18 protein-coding genes, 3 tRNA genes and 1 pseudogene are annotated in these 20,748 nt (G+C 65.9%); 12 read left to right on the plus strand and 10 right to left on the minus strand.

Going from position 1 to position 20,748, the window contains the following annotated elements; translation table 11 throughout:
• Positions 1 to 34: 34 nt before the first annotated feature.
• On the plus strand, positions 35 to 2,557 hold the full coding sequence (locus tag RR928_RS00775) for an ABC transporter permease (RefSeq protein WP_332536258.1): 2,523 nt from the start codon (positions 35 to 37) through the stop codon (positions 2,555 to 2,557).
• A 28-nt stretch (positions 2,558 to 2,585) separates the two neighbouring features.
• On the opposite strand, the gene RR928_RS00780 is transcribed toward RR928_RS00775, so the two are convergent.
• On the minus strand, positions 2,586 to 4,697 hold the full coding sequence (locus RR928_RS00780; protein ID WP_442881464.1) for an alpha/beta hydrolase domain-containing protein: 2,112 nt from the start codon (positions 4,695 to 4,697) through the stop codon (positions 2,586 to 2,588).
• Between the two features lie 246 nt (positions 4,698 to 4,943).
• On the opposite strand from RR928_RS00780, the gene RR928_RS00785 reads away from it, so the two are divergent.
• The 3 genes from RR928_RS00785 to RR928_RS00795 all read left to right on the plus strand — a co-directional run bounded on the left by RR928_RS00785 (position 4,944) and on the right by RR928_RS00795 (position 7,048).
• The gene (locus RR928_RS00785) at positions 4,944 to 5,348 is read left to right on the plus strand and encodes a group II truncated hemoglobin (RefSeq protein ID WP_332536260.1); all 405 of its coding nucleotides are present in this window, start codon (positions 4,944 to 4,946) and stop codon (positions 5,346 to 5,348) included.
• 86 nt (positions 5,349 to 5,434) lie between these two features.
• On the plus strand, positions 5,435 to 6,028 hold the full coding sequence (locus RR928_RS00790) for a LemA family protein (RefSeq protein ID WP_332681213.1): 594 nt from the start codon (positions 5,435 to 5,437) through the stop codon (positions 6,026 to 6,028).
• A 21-nt stretch (positions 6,029 to 6,049) separates the two neighbouring features.
• A complete protein-coding gene (locus RR928_RS00795) occupies positions 6,050 to 7,048 on the plus strand; it encodes a M48 family metalloprotease (RefSeq protein ID WP_332547740.1) in 999 nt (332 codons plus the stop codon).
• Positions 7,049 to 7,057: 9 nt separating this feature from the next.
• Here the strand turns inward: RR928_RS00795 and RR928_RS00800 are convergent, their stop codons facing one another.
• Entirely contained in the window at positions 7,058 to 7,717 is a 660-nt protein-coding gene (locus RR928_RS00800; protein ID WP_332536263.1) for a Smr/MutS family protein, read from the minus strand.
• Positions 7,718 to 7,802: 85 nt separating this feature from the next.
• The gene (gene radC / locus RR928_RS00805; protein ID WP_332536265.1) at positions 7,803 to 8,516 is read right to left on the minus strand and encodes a RadC family protein; all 714 of its coding nucleotides are present in this window, start codon (positions 8,514 to 8,516) and stop codon (positions 7,803 to 7,805) included.
• A 125-nt stretch (positions 8,517 to 8,641) separates the two neighbouring features.
• On the opposite strand from radC, the gene RR928_RS00810 reads away from it, so the two are divergent.
• Both RR928_RS00810 and ispH read left to right on the plus strand, forming a co-directional pair.
• On the plus strand, positions 8,642 to 9,127 hold the full coding sequence (locus RR928_RS00810; protein WP_332536267.1) for an FKBP-type peptidyl-prolyl cis-trans isomerase: 486 nt from the start codon (positions 8,642 to 8,644) through the stop codon (positions 9,125 to 9,127).
• 3 nt (positions 9,128 to 9,130) lie between these two features.
• Positions 9,131 to 10,126, plus strand: coding sequence for a 4-hydroxy-3-methylbut-2-enyl diphosphate reductase (gene ispH / locus RR928_RS00815; RefSeq protein ID WP_332536269.1), 996 nt, complete (start codon positions 9,131 to 9,133; stop codon positions 10,124 to 10,126).
• A gap of 28 nt (positions 10,127 to 10,154) precedes the next feature.
• Here the strand turns inward: ispH and RR928_RS00820 are convergent, their stop codons facing one another.
• Entirely contained in the window at positions 10,155 to 10,823 is a 669-nt protein-coding gene (locus RR928_RS00820) for a CBS domain-containing protein (RefSeq protein ID WP_332536270.1), read from the minus strand.
• Between the two features lie 137 nt (positions 10,824 to 10,960).
• Here RR928_RS00820 and serS point away from each other — a divergent pair, with 137 nt between their 5' ends.
• Entirely contained in the window at positions 10,961 to 12,277 is a 1,317-nt protein-coding gene (serS, locus tag RR928_RS00825) for a serine--tRNA ligase (protein ID WP_332547742.1), read from the plus strand.
• Between the two features lie 33 nt (positions 12,278 to 12,310).
• Positions 12,311 to 12,398, plus strand: a tRNA-Ser gene (locus tag RR928_RS00830).
• 111 nt (positions 12,399 to 12,509) lie between these two features.
• Here the strand turns inward: RR928_RS00830 and RR928_RS00835 are convergent.
• Positions 12,510 to 14,675, minus strand: coding sequence for an autotransporter-associated beta strand repeat-containing protein (locus tag RR928_RS00835; RefSeq protein ID WP_332681214.1), 2,166 nt, complete (start codon positions 14,673 to 14,675; stop codon positions 12,510 to 12,512).
• Between the two features lie 121 nt (positions 14,676 to 14,796).
• On the opposite strand from RR928_RS00835, the pseudogene RR928_RS00840 reads away from it, so the two are divergent.
• Positions 14,797 to 14,959, plus strand: a pseudogene (locus RR928_RS00840) (YkvA family protein); the annotation flags it as partial.
• Positions 14,960 to 15,201: 242 nt separating this feature from the next.
• Positions 15,202 to 15,278, plus strand: a tRNA-Arg gene (locus tag RR928_RS00845).
• Positions 15,279 to 15,351: 73 nt separating this feature from the next.
• Here the strand turns inward: RR928_RS00845 and RR928_RS00850 are convergent.
• Complete coding sequence (locus RR928_RS00850; protein ID WP_332537602.1) at positions 15,352 to 15,576, minus strand: hypothetical protein; 225 nt, start codon at positions 15,574 to 15,576, stop codon at positions 15,352 to 15,354.
• Positions 15,577 to 15,736: 160 nt separating this feature from the next.
• Here RR928_RS00850 and RR928_RS00855 point away from each other — a divergent pair.
• Positions 15,737 to 15,813 (plus strand) — tRNA-Arg (locus tag RR928_RS00855).
• Between the two features lie 114 nt (positions 15,814 to 15,927).
• Here the strand turns inward: RR928_RS00855 and RR928_RS00860 are convergent.
• On the minus strand, positions 15,928 to 16,587 hold the full coding sequence (locus tag RR928_RS00860; RefSeq protein WP_332681216.1) for a tetratricopeptide repeat protein: 660 nt from the start codon (positions 16,585 to 16,587) through the stop codon (positions 15,928 to 15,930).
• Positions 16,588 to 16,726: 139 nt separating this feature from the next.
• Here RR928_RS00860 and greB point away from each other — a divergent pair, with 139 nt between their 5' ends.
• The gene (gene greB / locus RR928_RS00865) at positions 16,727 to 17,290 is read left to right on the plus strand and encodes a transcription elongation factor GreB (protein ID WP_332681217.1); all 564 of its coding nucleotides are present in this window, start codon (positions 16,727 to 16,729) and stop codon (positions 17,288 to 17,290) included.
• A gap of 146 nt (positions 17,291 to 17,436) precedes the next feature.
• Here greB and RR928_RS00870 read toward each other — a convergent pair whose 3' ends face one another.
• From RR928_RS00870 to gmk, 3 genes are all read right to left on the minus strand, one after another.
• On the minus strand, positions 17,437 to 19,680 hold the full coding sequence (locus RR928_RS00870; RefSeq protein ID WP_332537599.1) for a RelA/SpoT family protein: 2,244 nt from the start codon (positions 19,678 to 19,680) through the stop codon (positions 17,437 to 17,439).
• A gap of 193 nt (positions 19,681 to 19,873) precedes the next feature.
• Positions 19,874 to 20,077, minus strand: a complete 204-nt coding sequence (rpoZ, locus tag RR928_RS00875; RefSeq protein ID WP_159911168.1) for a DNA-directed RNA polymerase subunit omega — start codon at positions 20,075 to 20,077, stop codon at positions 19,874 to 19,876.
• A 20-nt stretch (positions 20,078 to 20,097) separates the two neighbouring features.
• Positions 20,098 to 20,718: a guanylate kinase gene (gene gmk / locus RR928_RS00880; protein ID WP_332681219.1), complete on the minus strand. Its 621-nt coding sequence runs from the start codon at positions 20,716 to 20,718 to the stop codon at positions 20,098 to 20,100.
• Between the last annotated feature and the right edge of the window lie 30 nt (positions 20,719 to 20,748).

The following is a 20,748-nucleotide window of genomic DNA, read 5'->3' on the forward strand; positions in this document are numbered from 1 at the left end:
TTGCCGCGCGCCGCGATCCGCTATTGTTGCGTCCATGAACGGATCTTCTGCTTGGGCTTTGGGGTGGCGCACGTTGTGGCGCGATGTGCGCGCGGGCGAGCTGCGCCTGCTGATCGTCGCCGTGACGCTGGCCGTGGCGGCGCTGACCGCCGTGGGCTTCTTTGCCGACCGGCTGCAGGGCGGGCTGGAGCGCGATGCGCGCCAGCTGCTGGGCGGCGATGTGGTGGTGGTCAGCGACAACCCGCCGCCCGCGCAGTTCGCCGAACGCGCGCAGCAGCTGGGCCTGCAGAGCCTGGTCACGGCCAGCTTTCCGACCATGGGCCGCGCGTCCGATGCCCAGGGCGGCGCCAGCCGCCTGGTGGCGCTCAAGAGCGTTCCCGCGGGCTATCCGCTGCGCGGATCGCTGCGCATCGCCAACGCTCCCGGCGAGGCGGGCCAGACCACGCGTGATATTCCCGCGCCCGGCGAAGTCTGGGTCGATGCGCCGCTGCTCGAATCATTGAATCTGCGCATGGGCGACGCGCTGCTGCTGGGCGATGCCTCGCTGCGCATCGCGCGCATCGTGGTGCTCGAACCCGACCGCGGCTCGGGCTTCATGAGCTTTGCGCCGCGCGTGATGCTCAATGCGGCCGATCTGGTCGCCACGGGCCTGGTGCAGCCGGCAAGCCGATTGACGTACCGCCTGGCCGTGGCCGGCGACGCCGCCGCGGTGCGGCAATTCCAGACCTGGGCCGACGCGGCCGTGGTGGCGCGCGAAGCGCATGGCATGCGTGTCGAGTCGCTCGACAGCGGCCGCCCCGAAATGCGCCAGACGCTGGCGCGCGCCGAGAAATTCCTCAGCCTCGTGGCGCTGCTGGCCGCGCTGCTGTCGGCCGTGGCCGTGGCGCTGGCCGCGCGCGGCTTTGCCAACGACCACCTCGATGCCTCGGCCATGCTGCGCGTTCTGGGCCAGAGCCAGCGCCGCATCGCGGGCGCCTACACCTTTGAGTTCGCGCTCGTGGGCCTGTTCTCCAGCGCGCTGGGCGTGGCCATAGGCTACGGCGTGCACCATGTGTTCGTGCAGCTGCTGGCAGGCCTGGTCGATGCCGCGCTGCCCGCGCCCAGCCTGTGGCCTGTGGTGTTCGGCCTGGGAATGGGCATGACGCTGCTGTTCACCTTCGGCCTGCCGCCCGTGCTGCAGCTGGCCCAGGTGCCGCCGCTGCGCGTCATGCGCCGCGACCTGGGCGCGATCAAGCCGGCCTCGTGGCTGGTGCTGGGCCTGGGCGTGACCGGCTTCGCGGCGCTGCTGCTGGCCGTGAGCCGCGATGTGAAGCTGGGGCTGATCGCGGTCGGCGGCTTCGGCGGCGCGGTGCTGCTGTTTGCCGGCCTGGCCTGGCTGGCCGTGAAGATGCTGCGGCGCCTGGTCAATGAATCGACCGCGCCGCGCTGGCTGGTGCTGGCGACGCGGCAGATATCGGCACGTCCCGTGTACGCCGTGCTGCAGGTCAGCAGCCTGGCCGTGGGGCTGCTGGCGCTGGTGCTGCTGGTGCTGCTGCGCACCGACCTGATAGGCAGCTGGCGCGCGGCCTCGCCGCCCGACGCCCCCAACCGCTTCGTCATCAACATCATGCCCGACCAGGCCCGGGACTTCCAGAAAGTGCTCAAGGACCAGGGCGTGGCGCGCTATGACTGGTATCCGATGATCCGCGGCCGGCTGGTGCAGGTCAACGGCCGCGAGGTCCACCCCGACGACTACACCGAGGACCGCGCCAAGCGCCTGGTGGACCGCGAGTTCAATCTGTCGACGGCCGCGCAGGCGCCCGAGCACAACCCCGTGGTCGCGGGCCGCTGGACGCCGGAGGAGAAAGGCGCGATCAGCCTGGAAGAAGGCCTGGCCGAGACGCTGGGCCTCAAGCTCGGCGACCGTCTGACCTTCGATATCGGCGGCGTGCAGAACGAGGCCCGCATCACCAGCCTGCGCAAGGTCGACTGGGGCTCGATGCGCGCCAACTTCTTTGCCATGTATCCGGTCGAGCAGTTGCCCGACGTGGCCGTGACCTATCTGGCCGCCTACCGCGCGCCGCAGACGCCGGGCTTCGACAACGCGCTGGTGCGCCAGTTTCCCAACATCACCAACGTCGACATGGCGAGCACGCTGGCCCAGGTGCAGCAGGTGCTCGACCAGGTGATTCGCGCGGTCGAGTTCCTGTTCATCTTCACGCTGGCCGCGGGCCTGGTGGTGCTGTTCGCGGCCGTCACGGCAACGCGCGAGGAGCGGGCACGCGAGTACGCGATCATGCGCGCCGTCGGCGCGCGCGCCAGCCTGCTGCGCCAGGTGCAGCGCGCCGAGCTGGCGGGCGTGGGCCTGCTCGCGGGCTTTCTCGCCAGCTGCGTCGCCATGGCCGTGGGCTGGGCGCTGGCGCGCTATGTGTTTGACTTCGCCTGGCGCGCCTCGCCCTGGGTGCCGCTGGGCGGTGCGCTGGCCGGTGCCGTGCTCGCCTGGCTGGCCGGCTGGTGGGGGCTGCGCGAAGTGCTGCGCCGCCCCGTGATGACCACGCTGCGCCAGGCCGCGGAGTAGCCGCAGGCCCGCGCCTGGCGCCGGCGCCTCAGTCGAAGATCGCGCTGGTTTGGGCCTTTTGCACAATGGCTTGCGCGTCGCGCGCCAGCAGCAGGCGCTGCGCCACCAGACGGTCGGCGGCCGCCTGCACCGCCTGCACATAGCCTTGCTGCGAACCGTAGAGCTCCTGCAGCGAGGGCCGCGTGTCTCCCGCGGCCAGGCGCGCGGCCTGGGTCTTGTGGAACGGAATGTAGCTGCCCGCGAGATTCGCCAGGTCGACCACCTTGTCGCTGGCCACGTAGTTGAACTCGATGCTGGTTCCCAGCGGCGCCTGGGCTTCGACCGAGCGTATGCCGGCCTGCGTCAGGCCCGTGCCCGCATCGACCTGGGGCACCATGATCGGATAGTGCTTGCCGGTCTGGCGCGGCGGGAAGATGCTGGCGATGCCGGCCTCATCCTCGGGGCGGAACTGCGGGCCGAAGTCCAGCAGTTCGAAGTCGTTGTAGCGCGCTAGATAGTTGAACGCCGGAATATCGGTCAGTTGGCTGCCGACCTTCCATTGCAGGCCTTGCATCACCGGAAATTTCACCTGCTCGGGCCGCACCAGGCTGCCATCGGCCACCTTGGGCACCTGGCTCGCGGGCGGCTGCCTGCCCGTGGTCACCCAGTCTTCAAGCGCAATGAACAGCGCGCGGAAGGTGTCGTTGAAATGCACCACCGTGCCCGAAGGGTAGACGCTGCGGCCGGGCGCGTAGCTGATGCTGGCTTCGCCGCCCGCGCCGCCATGCTGGGTGCTGGCGTAGTAGTAGATGCGCGCATTCTCGGGCTGCACCAGATCCTGCGTGCCCTGGGTGTTGGTCAGCGCGGGCGAGCCCTGCAACTGCCAGAATTCCGTGCCTGAGAGTCCCAGGAAGAACTTGGGGCAGGTGTCGCTCGCGCTGCAGCGGCGCATCACGCCGCCGTCGCGCCCGCTGATGCCGTCCGCGTAATTCCTGTCGAGCCCGCGCGGCGCGGTCTGGCCGAAGGCCGTGTGGTCGGTGCGCAGTCCGCCGCCGCCGCCGGGAACGGCGAAACGCGTGTTGACATTGGTCTGGCGCGCGGCGACATGGGCAAACATGCCGTCAAACACGCGCGTGCCGTCGAGCGCCTGGTTGAAGCCCAGGTGCAGGAAGGTCTTCATCGCATTGCCCGACTGGGACGTTCCCTGGCCAATCGTGTGGGCGATGCGCCCGGCCAGCGGATTGGCGTTGCCGGCCGAATCTTTCTCGGCCTTGCGGAAGAAGCCCACCGCGTCGCGCAGCGCCGCCAGGCCCACGCCCATGACCTTGGGGTCCTTGGCCTCGTAGACCAGTTCATAGAGATACAGAGGATCGAAGCCTTGCTTGAGGCAGATCTTGGTCGCGTCGGGCGTTCCGGGGAAGGGTGTGGCGTCGCTGCAGCTGGCGAATTTCCAGTCGGCCGCGGCGATGGGCAGGCGCGCATCGGTTTCGTTGATGCGCCGCGTGAGCGAATAGCCGGGCCGGCTGTTGTCCAGGCTGGCCGGTGCGTAGGGAATCATCGAGCCGTTGAACACGCCGCCGGGCAGGGCCATGGTCGAGGTCGAAGCCGACGGGACCAGCTCGGTGCGGTAGGCGCCCGTGATGCTGCTGCCGTCGGGGTTTCTCGCGACCGGCACCTGCGCCGTGAGGCGTTCAGGCGTTGTCTTGGGCACATCGCCCTGCCATGCCGCGTAGAGCATCACATAGCCGCGCTCCAGATAGACCGCGTCGCCGGGCGCTGCGCTGGGGTTGGGCATGGTGAGGATGTTGCCGCGGTTGGGCGCGTCGTAGCGCAGTATGCCGCTGGCCTTGGCCATGTTCTTGGGCTTGAGCAGCACGAAGTCGGTCGCGTACTCGACCATGCCGCGGCTATTGACGGGCGCCAGCGACAGATCCTGGATGGCCGCATTCTTCGGATTGCGCGGATCGAGTTCGCCGGACAGCGTGCCGCTGACTTTCTCATAGGCGCCCACGTCGCCGTAGCTGCCCGGGAAGTCCTGGGTCGATGTCACCAGCATGGTGAGCTTGGGAGCTGCGGAGTTGCCTTCATCATTCGACGACCCGCCGCAGCCCGCGAGGGCCGCAATGCCCAGCGCCACGCTGGAAATCTGGAATATACGCACGCTTGTCTCCTTGCTTTGTTGATGTACTGGCTGTGCCGAGGGCGCACCCTCGCAGCCAATATAGAAATCTGGGTTTGATCTGTGAAATCGATTGTTCGAATCGATTGATTCAAATTGCAGATGGGTGGTGGCGCTTGCCATGCGCTGTTGCCGGGCTGGGCGCGCGCCCGCAGGGCCATGGCAAGCTGCGGGACAATGGCGCATGTTTCATGTTTCCGGCGCGCTGCCTGCCAGCGCTTGAACCCCATGCAGATTGAAGAAAAACCGCCTTTTGACACGCCCTTCGAATGGATTGGCGGCGAGCCCGCCATCCAGCGCATGGTCGACCGCTTCTATGACCTCATGGATCTCGAACCGGCCTACACCGAGCTGCGCGCAGCCCATGGCTCGGAGCTCGATGGCGCGCGCCAGAAGCTGTTCTGGTTTCTCTGCGGCTGGATGGGCGGCCCCGACCATTACCAGAGCCGCTTCGGCCATCCACGCCTGAAGATGCGCCACATGCCGTTCAAGATCGGCGTGCGCGAGCGCGACCAGTGGGTGGCGTGCATGGACCAGGCCATGCTGGAGACCGGCGTTCCCGAGACGCTGCGCCAGCGCCTGGCCCAGAGTTTCATGGGCACGGCCGACTGGATGAGAAATCAGGGCGGTTGAGCCGCTCCCGTCGCGCTTGATTGCTGGCGCGCAGCCGCTACCATCGGGGTCACTAACCGTTGGATACAAACCGTGCAGGAGCATTTATGGGCGTGATCGGCTGGATATTTCTGGTGGTGGTTCTGGCCGTGGCGGCCTGGGCCGTCATGGCCTACAACCGCCTGGTGGTGGCGCGCAACCGCATTGCCAATGCGTTCGGGCAGATCGATGTGCAGCTCAAGCGCCGCCACGATCTGGTGCCCAATCTGGTCGAAGTGGCGCGCGGCTACATGGCGCATGAGGCCAGCACGCTCGAAGCCGTGATCCGCGCGCGCGGCGCGGCCAGCAGCGCCGCCGACCAGGCGCGCGCCAGGCCCGCGGACGCGGCGGCCATAGGCCTGCTGTCGCAGGCCGAAGCGGCGCTGGGCGCGCAGCTGGGCCGGCTGATGATGCTCAGTGAAGCCTATCCCGAACTCAAGGCCGACGCCCACATGCTGCGCCTGAGCGAGGAAATCACCAGCACCGAGAACCGCATAGGCTTTGCGCGCCAGGCCTACAACGACCAGGTGCTGGAATTCAACAACCATGCGAGCCAGTTTCCCGACGTGCTGCTGGCGCGCGCGCTGGGTTTTGGCGCGGCCGCGATGCTGGAGTCGACCACCAGCGACGCCGAGCGTGCCGTGCCCCAACTACGGTTCTGATCTGCGCACCTTGGAGCTGGCATGAAATTCTGGCGCCATCAGGAGCAGGCGCGCAGCGCCACCGCACGCCTGCTGCTGGCCTTTGCGCTGGCCGTGGCGCTGCTGGTGGCCGCAGTGCACAGCGGACTGGTGCTCGCCTGGCTCGCGCTGTCCTGGATGCTGGGCGGCAACCTGCCTTTCCCTGCGGGCTTCGCGGCCGTCAACATCGGCATGACGCTGCTGTTCGTGCTGGGCGGCTGGTGGGTGGAAACCGACCAGTTGCGCGCCGGCGGGCTGCGCCTGGCCGAACGCATTGGTGCGCGTGAAGTGCGGCCCGACCGCAGCCTCGCGGAGCAGACCTTCGCCAACGTGGTGCAGGAGCTGTGCATTGCCGCGCACATGACACCTCCCCAGGCCATGGTGCTGGCGCGCACCGATGCAATCAATGCGTTTGCCGCCGGCTGGGACGAGGAGGACGCGATCATCGCCGTGACCCAGGGCGCGCTGGACCATCTGAGCCGCGAGGAACTGCAGGGCATGGTCGCGCATGAACTGAGCCATCTGCATGAAGGCGATACGCGGCTCAAGATGCAGCTCGCCGGCATGGTCTACGGCCTGGAGCTGGTCTACCAGCTGGGCGAAAGCATGTGCGAGCGCGGCGGTGCGATGTGGTGGTTCGGCTCGGTGATCAAGGCCGCGGGTTTTGCGGGCTGGCTCGCGGGACGCTGGCTCAAGGCCGCGGTCTCGCGCCAGCGTGAGTACCTCGCCGATGCGCGCGCCGTGCAGTGGACGCGCAGCAAGGACGGCCTGGGCGGTGTGCTGCGCAAGGTCATGGGCCAGCGCCAGGACGGCAGCTACGATGCGCGCCGCGGCCAGTACGCGCTCGACCACCACGCGGTGCAGCACATGCTGCTGGTCGATGTGGAAAACAGCAGCCGCTGGGCCGAGCGCCTCGCGACCCATCCCGCGCTCGCCGACCGGGTGCGCCGCATCTATGGGCGCACCATGTCGCCCATGCCGCTGCAGCGCGTGACGCGCTGAAGCCTTGCCCTACCTGCCGCCGTGGCGCGGAATGTGGGGTTGCAGCAGCACGATCAACGCGCCCGCGCCGCCGTCATTGGGCCGCGCCTGCACGAACGCCAGCACCTCCTGCTTTTGCACCAGCCAGCTGTGCACCCGGCCCTTGAGCACGGGCATGCGTCCCGGTGATCCCAGCCCCTTGCCATGCACCACGCGCACGCAGCGCGCGCCGTCGCGCTGGGCATGGCGTATGAATTCGCCCAGGGCTTCGCGCGCCTCGTCGGTGCGCAGGCCGTGCAGGTCGAGCTGGCGCTGGACGCTCCAGTGGCCCGCGCGCAACCGGTGCGCGACATCGTGGCCCATGCCGGGGCGCAGATAGCTCAACTGGTCGTCGGTCAGCAGCAGCGTGCTGACATCGAACTCGTCACTGATGGCTTCGCGCAGCACGGCCTGCTCGTCGAGCAGCCGCTGCTGAGGCACGGGCAGCACGTTGCCGGGGAGAGGCGGCAGCCGGTTGCCCGTGTGGCGCAGCGGCCGCACGCCGCCTATCGCCTGCAGGAACAGCGCGCGGTCGGTGGCCGGGCGCAGCGCGATGCGCCGCTGCTCCTCGGCAATGAGCGCGGCCTGCCGCGCCGCAGCCGCCAGGGCTTTGCGGACCGGTTTCAGGTCTTGGAGGGATTTCACGCGCATGGGGCGTTTTTATCCGAATATGGCCAAGCTCCGGCCCAGGTCCTGCGCATACCCTGGAAACCACGCTGTTTTTGTCCTCAAGCCGTCACAGCAAGCCCTGCTGCGCCATCGACATGCCCGCCCCGGGCGCGACGATGATGTGGTCCAGCACGCGCACGTCAATCAGTGCCAGCGCGCCACGCAGTATCTCGGTGAGCGCGACATCGGCGGGACTGGCCTGTACGCCGCCGCTGGGGTGGTTGTGCGCCAGCACCACGGCCGCGGCCTGGTGCTGCAGCGCGTGCAGCACGACTTCCCGGGGATAGACGCTGGTTTGCGCCAGCGTGCCGCGGAACATTTCCTCCATTGCGATCAGCCGGTGCTGCTGGTCCAGGAACAGCACGGCAAAGACCTCATGCGGCTTGGGCGCGAGGTGCAGCTGCAGGTATTGGGTCACGGCCTGCGGGCTGTCGAACACCGTGCGCGCGCGAAGGCGCTGGGCCAGCGCGCGCCGCGCTAGCTCGAGCACGGCCAGCAGTTGGGCGCGCTTGGCCGGGCCCAGGCCCTTGACGCGCGCCAGATCCTGGGGCGGCGCCTGCAGCAGGCCGGCAATGCCGCCGAAGCCGCCGCGTGCCTTGCCGGTCGCGGGGTCGGTGTCCGGCGCCTCCAGCAGTTCCTGCGCCAGCTGCAGCACGCCTTTGCCTTTGATTCCGGTGCGCAGCACGATGGCCAGCAGTTCGGCGTCGGCCAGCGCACCGGGGCCGCGGGCCAGCAGCTTTTCGCGCGGCCGGGCAGCGCGCGGCAGGTCTTTGAGGGGCATGGCGCAACTCCTGCCTGGCCATGTCGCCGGGAGGAGGGCGGCAGCGCTGCCAAGGGGCATCTGCAAGCCGCTGCGTGGGGGCATGGCCGGGTTTCTACAATAGACCCCAGTTTATCGGGACTCTCATGACATCTAGCGCACAACCCACTTTGGCTTCGCAGACTGCCGTACCCACGGTGCAGGCCGGATCGTTTCTGACCCTGCACTACCGCCTGGCCGGCCCGGCAGGCGATGTGATCAACACTTTCGGCGAAAAGCCCGCGACGCTGTCGCTGGGCGCGGGCGAGCTGTCGCCTGCGGTCGAGCAGCGCCTGATCGGCCTCGAAGAGGGCCAGCGCACGACGTTCGAGCTGCCCGCGGGCGAAGCCTTTGGCGAGCGCAACGCAGACATGCAGCAGTGGGTGGCGCGCAAGCTCATGAACGAGCTCGGCGACCCCTATGAGAAGTACACCGCGGGCGACGTGGTGCAGTTCCCCACGCCCGACGGCCTGGGCAGCTACGCGGGCGCCGTGGTGCGCGTGCGCGAGGACGGCGCGGTGCTGTTCGACTTCAACCATCCCCTGGCCGGCCAGCCCGTCACCTTCGAGGTGCAGATCATCGGGGTGCTCTGAGCCATGGACAAGCCCCAGGAAATCGTTCTTGCCGAGCCGCGCGGCTTCTGTGCCGGCGTCGACCGGGCGATAGAGATCGTCGAGCGGGCCATCGCCAAGTTCGGCGCGCCCATCTACGTGCGCCATGAAATCGTGCACAACACGTTCGTGGTCAACGACCTCAAGACCCGGGGCGCGATCTTCATCGAGGAGCTTGACGATGTGCCGCCGGGCGCAACGCTGGTGTTTTCCGCGCATGGCGTGAGCCAGGCGGTGCAGCAGGAAGCAAAACGCCGGGGCTTCCAGATTTTCGATGCGACCTGCCCGCTGGTCAGCAAGGTGCATGTCGAAGTCGCCAAGCTCGCCAAGGAAGGCTACGAGTTCATCATGATCGGCCACAAGGGCCATCCCGAAGTCGAAGGCACGATGGGCCAGCTCGACCACGGCATCCACCTGGTCGAGGAGGTCGAGGACGTCGCCAAGGTCCAGCCCGCGCAGACCGAACTGCTGGCTGTGGTCACGCAGACCACGCTCAGCGTCGACGATGCGGCCGCCATCATGGCCGCGGTGCGCGAACGCTTTCCGCAGGTGCGCGTTCCCAAGCAGCAGGACATCTGCTACGCCACGCAGAACCGCCAGGACGCGGTCAAGGTGCTGAGCCCGCAGGTCGACGTGGTGATCGTCGTCGGCAGCCCCACGAGCTCCAACAGCAACCGGCTGCGCGAACTCGCGGCGCGCCTGGGCACGCGTGCCTATATGGTCGACAACGCCCAGGAGCTGCAGCCGGCCTGGTTCCATGGGGTGGCGCGCGTAGGCCTCACGGCCGGCGCGTCGGCGCCCGAAGTGCTGGTGCGCGAAGTCATAGACCGCATCAAGGCACTGGGCGCGACCTCGGTGCGCAGCATGAACGGCATAGAGGAAACCGTGAAGTTCCCGCTGCCCAAGGGCCTGAAGATCGACGCGGCCACGGGCCTGGAGATCGAAGTGCGCAAGGCGCCCGAACTGGGCCCCGGCCACTGAAGCCGCGTCCGGGCGCTTGCGCCCGGCTTCAGCTCCACAGATCGAGCGGCGGATCGGCCGCGACCGCGCGCAGGATGTCGGTGCGCGAGACAAAGCCCGCCAGATGGCCGAGCTCGTCGGTCACCGGCAGGCCCGGCAGTCCGGTGTCGAGCAGCACGCTGGCGAGCCGGCGCAGCGCGGTGTCGGCCGCGACCGCGGGCACGGGGCTGATCATCACCGCATGCACCGGGCGCTTGGCCAGGTCGATCGCTTCCTGCACCGATCCGGGCGTGGGCAGCAGGTCCAGCGGCGCCATGTCGGCGCGCAGCAGCAGACCCACGACGCGGCCCTGGGCATTGAGCACGGGCGCCTGCGCGACGCGGTGTTCGGCCAGGATCTGCCAGGCATCGTTGACGCGCATGTCGGCGGCCACGGTGAGCGCCCCCCGGGTCATCACATCGCGCACGCATTCCAGCGGCTGGCGCTCGACTTGCGGGCCTTTTTCCGTCGCCGCATAGGCATCGACGGCTTCCTGCGCCGCGCGCGGCAGCGCGGGCGTGGTCTCGGGCTCGACTGCCGCATCGGCGGAAAACTCGACATCGGCGCTGCGCGTGCGCAGCGCCTGCGGGCGCTGCACGCGGCGTACGGGAGCGACCTGGGCCAACTGGTCGGGGCCGCCGCGGTAGATCGGCCCGTCGGGGCCTAGAACATAAAACATGGTGGGATATGCCGTGGTTGAGTGGAAGGCGGGCGGTTGCGATCTTGACATGGCCTGGCGCTGGTAGACACCTGGCGCGCATCAGTCTCTGCCGCCAATTCTGTGGTCTTGTGCGCGGGCCACTAGAATTGCCGTCTATGCTAGACATCCTCCTCCTTCGCAAAGACCTCGACACCGCCATCGCGCGGCTGGAAACCCGTAAAAAGCCCCAGGCTTTCCTGAACGTGGAGGCGTTCCAGTCTCTCGAGTCCGAGCGCAAGCGCCTGCAGACGCGCACCGAGGAACTGCAAGCCCAGCGCAACCAGCTGTCCAAGCAGGTCGGCATGCTGATGGGCAAGGGCGACAAGGAAGGCGCCGAAGCCGCCAAGGCCCAGGTCGCGGCCATCAAGACCGAATTTGAAACCTCGTCCACGCGCCTGGAGCAGATCCAGGGCGAGCTGCAGACCATGCTGCTGGCCGTGCCCAACATGCCGCACGAAAGCGTGCCCGTGGGCAGCGACGAGTCGGGCAATGTCGAGGTGCGCCGCTGGGGCACGCCCAAGGCCTTCGAATTCGCAGCCAAGGACCATGTCGACGTCGGCACGCCGCTGGGCCTGGACTTCGACATGGGCGTCAAGCTCTCGGGTTCGCGCTTCACCGTGATGAAGGGCCCGATCGCGCGCCTGCACCGCGCGCTGGCGCAGTTCATGATCGACCTGCAGACCGAAGAGCATGGCTACACCGAATGCTATGTGCCTTACGCCGTCAACGCCGACTCGCTCAAGGGCACGGGCCAGCTGCCCAAGTTCGAAGGCGATCTGTTTGCGGCCAAGAAGGGCGGCCAGGACGGCGAGCCCGTTCCCGACCATGCGGCGCTCTACCTGATTCCCACGGCCGAAGTGCCGCTGACCAACTTCGTGCGCGACCAGGTCGTGGCCGAAGCCGATCTGCCGATCAAGCTCACGGCCCACAGCCCGTGCTTTCGCTCGGAAGCCGGCAGCTACGGCCGCGACACGCGCGGCATGATCCGCCAGCACCAGTTCGACAAGGTCGAGATGGTGCAGATCGTGCATCCCGACAAGAGCTACGAGGCGCTCGAGGAAATGACGGGCCATGCCGAAGCCGTGCTGCAGAAGCTGGGCCTGCCGTACCGCGTGATGAGCCTGTGCACGGGCGACATGGGCTTTGGCGCGGCCAAGACCTATGACCTCGAAGTCTGGCTGCCCGGCCAGGACAACTTCCGCGAAATCAGCTCGATCTCGAACTGCGAAGCCTTCCAGTCGCGCCGCCTGCAGGCGCGTTTCAAGAACGCCCAGGGCAAGAACGAACTGCTGCACACCTTGAACGGTTCGGGCCTGGCCGTGGGCCGCTGCCTGGTGGCGGTTCTGGAAAACTACCAGAACGCCGACGGCTCGGTCAGCGTGCCCGAAGTGCTGCAGCCATACATGGGCGGAAAAACTTTGATTCAGCCCTGAAAAACAGTGCTACAATAGATGCTTCGACACACAGGAGAGGTGGCAGAGTGGTCGAATGTACCTGACTCGAAATCAGGCGTACCGCAAGGTACCGTGGGTTCGAATCCCACCCTCTCCGCCAAAATGAAAAAGCCCAAGTGACAAGTCACTTGGGCTTTTTTCTTTGCGCTTCATTTTCTGTAAAAAAGGCCTGCACGGAGTTTCCGCGCAGGCCTTTGATTTTGGCGTTGGATCAGCCGGCCAGCGTAATCGTCACGCTGTTGCCGCTATAGGTCACGGTGGACTTGGCAAAACCGCTCACGGCCACCGATGAGAACCTGTTGTGCACGCCCTTGGCGGTCAGCACCACGATCTGGTCGCCCGCCTTGGGCGCATAGCCGTTGGCGAAAGTCACGTTGAGTGCGCCTGCCAGCGCTGCATGGTCGGCGACCACCAGTGTGCCGGCGGTGCTGCTGGACAGTGCCAGGTTCAGCGCGCCGGACTTTTGCGTGTAGCTGCCGGCCACATGCACCTGGATGCCGTGGGTGGCCAGCGTGCCGCCATCGACGTATACCGCGCCAGCGCCCATCGCCGTCGCGGAATCCGCGCGCAAAGTGCCGCCGGAAACAATGGTGCCGCCGCTGTAGGTGTTGGCGCCCGTCAGGGCCAGCGTTCCGGTGCCGCGCTTGGTCAGCTTGCCGGCGCCGCCGATGTCATTGCGCCAGCGGTCGAAGGAGCAGAAGCCAGAGACGCAGAATCCTTCTGTGCTCTGATTCATTGTGACGGCAACGTCGGCCTCGAACTTGCCGTAGCCGCTGGCCGCGTCGAAAAGGTTCAGGCGGCCGAAGCCTTCCTCGTCGTCCAGCACGGGATAGCCCGAATCGATGGCCGTGGTCTTGAGCACGGCGCGTCGCTGGTCTGCGCTCAGATACGGGAAGCGGGTTTCCAGCAGCGTTTCCATTCCCTTGGGCACCACGGCCGGCTTGCCGGCCTTGGTGCTGTCCTTGGCGAAGCCGAAAGTCAGGCGGCGCAGGTACTCGGCCCTGGATGTCGCGAAATCCGCAAAACGGTCTTCGCTGGCGTTGGCCGAGTGGGCTGCATTCCACAGTTCCGTGCCGCTGTTCACGCCTACTTTTGCGCGCAATTGCGCCTGTGCCTGCTGGAATACCGCCAGACGCTGGGCTTCGGTGTAGGCCAGGCCGCGATCGCCTGCGCCCTTCATCAGGGGCATCCAGACCGACGAGCCCAGCATGCGGCCACCCATGACGCCCAGCGCCGAGTGCATTCCGGCGCGGATGCGGTTCTCACCTGCTTCCAGGCCGCGCGCCACGGCTTCCTGGAAGCGCTGTGGAGTCATGTAGGCAATGGCCATCGAGTAGCGCACGAACTCGGCGGTGTGGCCGCTGGGGAAGTCGGAGTCCTGCTGCGCGCGGGTCTGTGCCGCTGCCGCGTTGTCGCCCGCGGCGCGGCGCGCCAGCAGTTCGGGCAGGACCTTGACCGTGGGCAGGCTGCTGTCGGCTGCTGACCAGCGATAGGGGCGGGCAAACTTGTAGAAGCCCTTGGGGCCATTGTCCGAGGCGATGTTGCCTACGGTGGCGTTGTCGACGAACTGCAGCACGGCGCCGAACTCGGGGTTGGTCTGGGGATTCGTGTCGCCCCATCCCGAGCTCGGATTCTTCGCCAGATCGTCCCAGGCCTGGCCCAGTGGTCCCAGCGCACCGCCCTTGACCGTGCGCGTCACCTTGTTGCCGGTGTCGTCCAGCGCGATGGACTCGCGCTCGGCGCTGGTGTACTCGGTTTTCGTCGTCAGCTTGGAGGAGTACTCCATGTTCTGCAGGAACAGTTCCTTGTTCTTGATGGTTCCCGTGGTGCCCGCGGCAGGCGCCTGGCCGGGCGCGCCGCTGGTGTTGTCCGTGGTGAGCACATGCCATACACCGTTCCAGGTGGTCAGGCCAAACAGGTCGCAGCCCGGTACGCCGGCCGTGCTGGTGTTCGGCGTGGTCGCACCGTCGGCGAAGATACCGGCGTAGTCCGCGGCCTTGAAGCCGTTCATTTTCCGTTCGGAAGGCTCGAAAATATCGAGAAAGCCCGACAGGATGCGCAGGGTGCTGTTCGTTGTGTGGTCGGCATAGCAGGCGTTGTTGCCATTGGCCGTCGCGTCATGCCTGCCCGAGTTGTAGACGGTGGCATCTTCGCGGTACTTGGGCACATCGGTGCGCGATGCAGGCATGCTCGTTGCCGCCGGCGGCGCAACGTTGACCGTTTCGGTGCCCAGGCCTGCGGGCGCTGCGGGAATCACGTATGCGGCTGTCTCGTCGTCGCTGCCACCGCAGGCGGCCACGGTCAACAACGTGGCCAGGGCGATGGCGCGCAGGGCGAATGTTTGCTTGGGAGCGGAAAAATGGACGGAAGTTTGCATGCGCAAGAAAGGCTCAAAAAGGGGAAGCCCGCAGTATTTGAGGCAAGGCATGAAACTGTGATGACAAACCGTACCGGTGGCGCGCGATTTTCGTTTCGCTGACGGCCCCGCAGGCACGCCTGTGGACATTTCACCGGACGGCCTGAACCTGTGGTTCGCGCCAAAGCACCCGGAAACGCCGTGGCATGCCAAGGCTGTTGGTCGTGGCCTATGCGCTCAGCCCCATCGATCTCATTGCCGGTTTCATTCCCTTGCCGGGCTATCTGGATGATGTGCTGCTGCTGCTGCTGCCGCTTGTCGCGCTCGGTTCTATCAGTGGCTTGCGGTCAGTGATTCCAGACTCCGCGGCGGTGCCTGCGCAGTGGTTATGGTGGTCATCCGGATCGGCACTTCGGTCCGAAGTGTGCATTGCGTTTTCAAGGCAAATGCCTGGAGGTGGACACTGTTTTCTTCAGTGGGGACAAAAAACTGGGTTATACTTTCGTTCTTGGCGCAGTGGATTGGTGAAAACCTTTCGCTGCCAGACGCGGCTGTAGCTCAGCTGGATAGAGTACTTGGCTACGAACCAAGGGGTCGTGGGTTCGATTCCTGCCAGCCGCACCAGACGACAAGCCCCAGAACAGCAATGTTCTGGGGCTTTTTCGTTGGTGCACGAAAAATCGACCCTAGGAATGCTTCATTTGAACTGTTCGGTGCGCGGCCGGGCACTGTCGTCGATGACCATTGTGGAATCGCGCCGTGCACGCCGCGATTCAAGCCAGAGCAGAGCAGCGCTGATCACCAGCACCCAGGCGCCGAAGTAAGACGCGATGGACGATTCCAGAACGCCCTTGGCAGCGCACAATGCGGCGCCCATCAGCAGGGTCACCATAAGAAGATCAATGAACAAACGTTTTGACATAGTGTTTAGCTATTAAATAAAACGGATGTTATTGTTTTGGCTATTGCATCGGTGTAGGAAAAAATCCTGTGTGCATGCGCGGCAGAAAAGCGCAGGCGCATACAAAGAATTCTCAAGCTTTGCTTCCACTCCGATTTTTTGGGCTATAATCGATAGCTTAGCGGCTGTAGCTCAGCTGGATAGAGTACTTGGCTACGAACCAAGGGGTCGTGGGTTCGATTCCTGCCAGCCGCACCAAACGTGAAGCCTCAGAGTGGAAACACTCTGAGGCTTTTTCGTTTTGCGCGAACCTGCCCTCAGGGATCTGGGCGCGAAAAGGGCAGGGTTCAGCGCGCGCCGCGCGCCCTGCGGTCATTCACCGCTGGCCTCGGCCTGGCCCTTGCCGGCTGCGCGCTGCGCATTCGGCGAAACCGTGTGCGCCGCGAAATCTTCACTGCGCAGCACATCCCGTGCCACGGCATCGCCCTGGCCCGCGGCGCGCTGCAGCCACATGGCGGCCTGGGCGCTGTCCTGATCGACGCCACGCCCGCTGGCATACATCAATCCCAGATGGAGCTGCGCCTTGGCATGGCCCTGGCCGGCCGCGAGCCGAAACCACTTGACGGCTTGCGCGTCGTCCCGGTCGACCTCGATGCCGCGTTCGAACTTCGCGCCCAAGGTGAATTGCGCGGGCGCATGGCCCTGGTCGGCCGCAAGACGGTACCACTTGAGCGCCTGCTGCTCGCTGGCTTCGACGCCTTGTCCGGCGTTGTACATCGACGCCAATGCGACTTGGGCTGCTGGCAGTCCGTGCTCGGCGGCGCGCTGGTACCACTGAGCGGCCTGGCGGTCGCTTTGCGCGACTCCCTCGCCGTTTTCGTACATCGCGCCCAGGCTGAGCTGCGCCTTGGCATCGCCGCGCTGGGCTTGCTCCAGCAGATCGGCGGGTTGGCCGAAAACCAGGCCTGCAGTGAGCAGCAGACCCGCCAATGCGACGCCCTGGGCCAATGATTTCACATGAAAAATAGTCATTTTCTTAAATAAGTAATTTAACAATAGGTTTTAACTATAGTTCTTTTTTCCGCCGCTGTCCAAATCGCACGGTGTCGTGTCCGCGCTGGTGAAAGGCCCGTGGCTTTTGCTGCAGCGCGTTTGATGCAAAGATCAGCGCATGAGCAAAGCCTTCACCAAAGAATCAGATGCCGGGGACGACGATGACGAACTCGGTGCATTGCCGCCCATTCCCGCGGGCAGCAAGAACTACATCACGCCCCGGGGCTACCAGCGGTTGCGCGACGAGCTGTTCGCGCTGATCGACACCGAGCGCCCGCAGATCGTCGAGATCGTTCACTGGGCGGCGAGCAATGGCGACCGTTCGGAAAACGGCGACTACCTCTACGGCAAGAAGCGCCTGCGCGAGATCGACCGGCGCATACGTTTCCTGACCAAGCGCCTGGAAATCGCCGAAGTCGTGGACCCGGCCGTGCACGCGGGCAGCGAGCAGGTGTTCTTTGGCGCGACCGTGACCTATGTCGAGGATGACGGCGTGGAGCGCAGCGTGACCATCATGGGCATAGACGAAGCCAACAGCGCGCAGGGCGAGGTCAGCTGGATTTCACCCGTGGCGCGCGCGCTGCTCAAGGCGCGCGTGGGCGACGAAGTCGCGCTGCAGACGCCGGGCGGCGTGCGCCTGCTCGAGGTGCTTGAGGTGAGCTATCCCGAAGCAAAATCTTAGTCAGCAACGAAGTCACGGGCCATTCCAAGCGCCGGAATGGGCTGCAGCCCTCGCAACTGGCGCGGTCCGGCAAGGGGGCAGCGAGCAAGGGCAGTCCCGCTCCCGCGCAGTGAGAGAGGGGGCGGGCGCGAAGCGCCTCAGGGGGGTTAATCCACTGACGGCATGATGCGCGTCGCCTTGATGACGACCGGGGCGCGGCGCAGATTGCGCAGCGCGGCTTCGACCTGCTGCTGGTTCTTGACCGAGACCACGAAACGCAGATCGGTCGTGCCCATGGGCGCTTCGTCGACCATCTCCAGGTGCTGGATGTCGACTTCGGCGTCGGTCAGCTCGGAGGCCACGCGCGCCAGCACGCCCTTGCCGTTGCGCACCGTGACCAGGATGCCGCTTTCGAACATGTGGGTCAGACCTTCGGCCCACTCGACCGAGATGAAACGGTCCGGGTCCTTCTCGTACAGACGCTTGACGATGGCGCAGTGCGCGTGGTGCACCATCAGGCCTTCGCCGCGGCCCAGATAGCCGAGCACCGGATCTCCGGGCACGGGACGGCAGCAATGTGCAAAACGGATAGAGGCATTGGTGCTGCCGTCCAGCGTCACCGTGCCCTGGGAAATCTTGTCCTTGGCGCTGTAGCGTTCCTGGCTCAGCAGCACGGCGTTGGGGCGCTGGCCATGGTCGCCCAGCAGCACCATGATGCGCGCCGCGACCAGGCTCGCTATGCGCCGGCCCATGCCGATGTCGGTCATGAGCTCGCCGCGGCTGCGGTTGCCGGTGTCCTGCAGCAGCCGGTCCCAGAGCGCCTGATTGGCGTCGTCCTGGGGCGGCAGATGCTCTATGCCCTCGGCGCGCAGCGCCTGCGACAGCAGTTTCTCGCCCAGGCTCGCGGACTCGCTCTGGGCCGAAGTCTTGAGGTGGTGGCGGATCTTGGAGCGCGCGCGCGCGGTCTTGACAAATCCCAGCCAGGCCGGGTTGGGGCGGGCGTTCTCGGCGGTGATGATCTCGATCACGTCGCCGCTCTTGAGCTCGGTGCGCAGCGGCACGTCTTCGTTGTTGATGCGCGCGGCCGTCGCGTGGTTGCCGATCTTGCTGTGGATCGCGTAGGCGAAGTCGACCACGGTCGCGCCGCGCGGCATGGCCATGATTTCGCTCTTGGGCGTGAAAACATAGACCGCGTCGGGGAACAGGTCGACCTTGACATGGTCCCAGAACTCGGTCGCATCGCGCGTCTCGTTCTGGATGTCGAGCAGCGACTGCAGCCACTGGGTGCTCATCTGCTCGGTGTCGCCGGGGCGCTGCTGCGCCTGGTAGAGCCAATGCGCGGCGACGCCGGCTTCGGCGACGATGTGCATTTCCTCGGTGCGCATCTGGAACTCTATGCTCACGCCCGAAGGGCCGACCAGCGTGGTGTGCAGCGACTGGTAGCCGTTGTTCTTCGGAATGGCGATGTGGTCCTTGAACTTGCCGGGCACGGGCTTGTACATCTGGTGCAGCACGCCCAGCGCCGTATAGCATTCGGTGACCGAAGGAACGATCACGCGAAAGCCGTAGATGTCGGTAACTTTGGCAAAGCTCTGATTGTTGCGCTCCATGCGCAGATACAGCGAGTACAGCGTGCTTTCGCGGCCCGCGAGCCGCGCATGCAGGCCATGCTGGGCGAACTTCGCGTCGACTTCGGTCTGCACGCGCTGCACCAGGTCGCGACGGCGCGTGCGCGATTTGGCGATCGCCTTGGACAGCGTCGAATAGCGCCAGGGGTGCAGATGGCGGAACGACAGGTCCTGCAGTTCGCGGTAGGTCTGGTTCAGGCCCAGGCGGTGGGCGATGGGCGCGTAGATTTCCAGCGTCTCGGAGGCGATCCGGCCCCATTTGCTGCGCGGCATGTCGGACAGCGTGCGCATGTTGTGCGTGCGGTCGGCGAGCTTGATGAGGATGACGCGCACGTCGCGCGCCATGGCCAGCAGCATCTTGCGAAACGACTCGGCCTGATTCTCTTCGCGGGTATTGAACTGCAGCTTGTCGAGCTTGGTCAGGCCGTCGACCAGCTCGGCGACGGGCGTGCCGAAGCGCATGGCCAGGTCGCCCTTGGTGACGCCGCAGTCTTCCATCGCGTCGTGCATCAGCGCCGCCATCAGTGCGGGCGCATCGAGCTTCCAGGACGCGCACAGCGCGGTCACGGCGATAGGATGGGTGATGTACGGGTCGCCGCTGCTGCGCCACTGGCCGGTATGGGCCTGGTCGGCAAACAGATAGGCCTGGCGCACCTGCTCGATGCTTGTGGCGTCCAGATAGCCCAGATTGTCGAGCAACGCGGCAAACGCGGCGCGCGAAACGGCCGTGGCCGAGGCCGCAGCCGTGGACGGGGGGTCTGTGGAAACGGCGGTCGCACTCATCTGACTCTCTGGTGCCGGGGCATTCTCAGGGAGGTTGGCGTCGTGGACAGGAGACTGGGGCTGGACCGCTTTCATACCTTTAATGTAGCGCGCTCTCTGATGCGTTTCTCATTGCACAAAAAAAAGCACCGCAAAGCGGTGCCTCTGTTGCCATTTAGGCTTGCCATGACAGCTTGCCTGCGGCAGCGTCCGGTCAGCCCGGAACCTTCTTGAGCATCTCCAGGCCGACCTTGCCGGCGGCGATTTCGCGCAGGGCGGTGACCGCCGGTTTGTTCTTGCTTTCGATCTTGGCCGTGTGGCCTTGACTCAGCATGCGGGCGCGGTAGGTTGCGGCCAGAACGAGTTGGAAGCGGTTGGGGATTTGCTCCAGGCAGTCTTCAACGGTGATGCGTGCCATCAGGATACTCCAGGGGAAATTCAGGTGATATTGAGCGACTCGAAGGTATCGGCACGCGCACTTCGCTGGGCCGCATACTTGAGTCGCTGGGCGTGAATGATCGCTTTCAGATCAAAAAGCGCAGTCTCGAACAACTCGTTGATTATAACGAAGTCGAACTTTTGCACCTGGGCCATTTCCTCGGAAGCGTTCTTGAGGCGCAATTCGATGACTTCAGGGCTGTCCTCGCCGCGGTTTTCCAGGCGTGCGCGCAGCTCTTCCCAGCTCGGCGGCAGGATGAAGATCAGCACCGCTTCGGGGAAGGCCTTCTTGACCTGGAGCGCGCCCTGGTAGTCGATCTCGAGCAGCACGTCGGCGCCGCCGGCCAGGCGGTCGGCAAGCGCGCGCTTGGACGTGCCATAGCGCTTGCCATGGACGTTGGCCCATTCGAGGAAGGCATGGTTGGCGACCATGGCGTCGAATTCCTGCTCGGACGCGAAGAAGTATTCGCGACCGTGCTTTTCCTGGCCGCGCGGCGCGCGCGTGGTGTGCGAGACCGACGGCGAGACATGGGCGTCGAGCTCGCGCAAGGCCTTGACCAGGCTGGACTTGCCGGCCCCACTGGGGGCGGCGACGACGAAGAGATTTCCGGTATGTTGCATATGCGAATCGGTGCGCCGGGTGGGCGGCGT

Source organism: Comamonas sp., from assembly GCF_036666375.1.
GTDB lineage: Bacteria > Pseudomonadota > Gammaproteobacteria > Burkholderiales > Burkholderiaceae_C > Comamonas.